This is a genomic window from Gilliamella sp. Fer4-1 (genome assembly GCF_001690515.1).
In the GTDB taxonomy this organism is placed as follows: Bacteria; Pseudomonadota; Gammaproteobacteria; order Enterobacterales; family Orbaceae; genus Gilliamella; species Gilliamella apicola_C.
Genome location: NZ_LZGZ01000097.1, coordinates 1 through 2,973, shown reverse-complemented (window position 1 = coordinate 2,973; position 2,973 = coordinate 1). Strand labels below are relative to the sequence as shown.

Annotated in this window: 4 protein-coding genes; all 4 read left to right on the top strand. The window is 36.0% G+C overall.

The genetic code is table 11. The annotated features are described in order from the left end of the window. The first annotated feature begins 311 nt into the window (after nt 1-311). The 4 genes from A9G30_RS03660 (at nt 312) to A9G30_RS03645 (ending at nt 2,783) form a co-directional block, all read left to right on the top strand. Entirely contained in the window at nt 312-1,115 is an 804-nt protein-coding gene (locus A9G30_RS03660; RefSeq protein WP_141671975.1) for a hypothetical protein, read from the top strand. Between the two features lie 243 nt (nt 1,116-1,358). Continuing rightward, nucleotides 1,359-1,685, top strand: coding sequence for a hypothetical protein (locus A9G30_RS03655; RefSeq protein WP_065588095.1), 327 nt, complete (start codon nt 1,359-1,361; stop codon nt 1,683-1,685). 368 nt (nt 1,686-2,053) lie between these two features. Then, the gene (locus tag A9G30_RS12620; protein ID WP_141671974.1) at nt 2,054-2,272 is read left to right on the top strand and encodes a DUF7710 domain-containing protein; all 219 of its coding nucleotides are present in this window, start codon (nt 2,054-2,056) and stop codon (nt 2,270-2,272) included. Nucleotides 2,273-2,381: 109 nt separating this feature from the next. Beyond that, nucleotides 2,382-2,783, top strand: a complete 402-nt coding sequence (locus A9G30_RS03645; protein ID WP_065581854.1) for a hypothetical protein — start codon at nt 2,382-2,384, stop codon at nt 2,781-2,783. Nucleotides 2,784-2,973 lie beyond the last annotated feature (190 nt).

The following is a 2,973-nucleotide window of genomic DNA, read 5'->3' as shown; positions in this document are numbered from 1 at the left end:
AACAATCTAAAAATACACAAAAAAGGAGCGAAAAAATTTTAGCAATTATAATTTATTTGATCAAAAAACGGATCGAATAAGCGATATTATACGCAGAATAAGTAATTAATATAAAATAAAACAAAATATTATGTAATAGGAAAAACGTAATGCAGTGTTCTTTTAGTCCTCAGTATTGGCTATTCTTGGTCTTCAATCTTTTAGCTAGTCTCAAAAATTACTTTTATATATGCAATTTAATTAAACCCACAAAATCAAACTTTTCGTTAAGGCAAAAATGGTTATTGTTACCGTGGCTGCTGTTATGTTCATTGACTGCACAGGCACTATCGGCAAAAAGCACGAACATTATAGAGGGTAGTGCGCCGTATTTGACATTCGATGGTGGGCGGACAAAGGCCACAAATATGGATATGTTGTTAAGTATCAAGTTATCAGACGGTCGAGTTTTTACTCCTCAAACAAATACTTCAAGTGCCACGAATCCTATCATGTTACCTAATGTTGGTGAGGGTTTTGCTAACATTGACATGTTTGTGCCAGTTAATACCAATTCAATCGCTTTAAACTCAATTATCGGCCCGCCTAATAATTATTGGCGTGATGATGATGGCGATGGTCAGGGAGTTAATGAGGTTAGTGCGACTGGAGCGCTAACCGTCTCAATTACGGATAAAAATAACCAATTAGTAGCGCGTAATAAGGTATTAACAGTACATGATGCTCCTTATAAAGTAACATTAGCCAATACTAGTGGCACTTTAAGTACACGTTACGGTGTTCCTAATAGTAGCCGCTTTAACACTAGTAGTGCGACCTATTATATTAGCCCAAAGGTATCACCGCAGGTGAGCTTTGTACGTCCTATTTTAGAATATGGTATAGGAGAGAATGCGGGTCCGCCATCCATATGGAATCCTGAGAAGGGTTTTCTCGTCCAGTCCACTAACCCATCATCTTATGATTTAAACTTTCCTACTACTGGGGCACATAATTTGTACTTTGAGTTAGATATTGTTGGTAGTGAACCGTTATCATGGGATTCTGTCACACATAGTGGCATTACTGCAATAATGACGCCTGATCTATCAGGTACAAGCGTACGCGTCACTTAATTGGTCCTCACGCTACTTCAACGGAGTGGAATTCAAGTTCTCCAGGTAATATACTTCGCCCGTCTTTACCTGCAATATTCGAGTTAGTCGACCGAGATAGTGGTGGTAACGCCGTCATCAAGTATGGATTTGTATTAAAGCAGTGGTTCGTCAACCGTGTAACTAAATATGATTCAGCTTCTAATCAAGAAGCTTGGTGTAATAGTATAGGTTATAGTCTGCCTAGGGCAAGAGATTTAACTAATGCGAGTGATTTGTATTGTGATGGCTTCATTGGTGCTACTCCTTCTTCTGCAGATAATTATTACCAGCGCCACATTAATGCTGGCTTTTTCACCGAGTGGGGTAGCATGGGCTCTTACACGAGTGCTAGTTTTACCTACTACGGTTGCTGGACTAGTGACACGGTTGGTAGCTCTCAGTTCGGTGTGCAATCGAACATGGGTGACGTCAACAGGGGCAATCCGAGAAACAATCTTTTTGTTGTTTGCGCTTCGTCCCTTAGACCTTAGTCCTTATTTTTTAATCCATGGGCGTGAGGAGATAGCGCAAATAGGGTTAAGTAGCTAGTGAATGGTTGCATCGTCAAAAGTAAACTTTGAGCTTACGAAGCGGGCGAGTAAACTAAAGCATTTGGTTGCGTAAGCGACCAAATTGCGCAACTGATAATGCAATTTGGCTGTGTTGGCTTGGGGAAAATGGATTATTAGGTTGATATGCGTACTTCAATTGCCGTGGATAAGAATGTGGTTGAGGATAATACCTTTCTGAGTGATTACAGAAAGTGGATAAACCGTCCTGTTGGTAAGCTGATTACAATATCAATATTTACTCTTTTAATTTTCATCATAGAGCAATTTTCCTTTTTAACTATACTATTTTATAGGAAAATCATTACTAAGGGGAAAAAGACCAAAATAGCTAATAAGGTGAAATGTATGAAAGAATATAGTTGGGTTTGGGTTTTTAAGAAAGACGGGGTATCAACGGTATCTGCTGTTTTTTCATCACTTGAAAATGCGGACAATTGGATAAAATTTAATAAATTAACGGGCATTTTAACTAAGATGCCAATAGATATTGGTGGTTATGATTGGTGTATTGAAAATAATGAGCCAATGCTTGAGCACTACCATTATCAAAAAGGTGTTAGATAATCGTCATGTTAAGGTTATTTAGGCCATTGTTATTTAGGAGATTGCAATTTAAGCCATTATAGGCATTAGCAAATATGATAGCTAGTGTAAATGTTGTAAGGAAAATAACATGCAAGAAGATCAACGTGTTGATAATATGTTGAACTGTGAAGTAAGGTTTTTAGCAACAACCGTTAATTGCTATACCGAAGATGAAGTGCTTATTATTGGGATGGGTAACGATCCTGTATCACCAAATCATTATTTGATTCTTTCTAGATTTGATGATGGTGAAGTAGATAAGTCAATAGGCATTCAAACACATCTAACTGAAATGGAAATATCTAGTGCAATTAACAGTATTGTGTTGAAAGCCAATATACTTACTATAGCAATAAATAAGCATAAAGTTGATGAAGTGAAAGCAAAAAAAATAGTGATTGAATTTGGCCAAATAGATCAAACTTTGTTAATAAAATATATTAACGATATTTTTCTTAATAGTTCAGTAAAAGTAATGATTAATAGATAAAAATTAATAGTTTTTTGGCAAATTTTATTGGTATTAAAAAAACAGGTATTAACGATAATTGCTGGAAATTATTGCCTTATTATTCAATATTCACTCAATACTATTAATAATTATAATCATGTTTGTATTTCGCTGAAATTGGCACAATTGCCTCACGATTATTTGATAATACTGATGTTTTAAGAGAGTT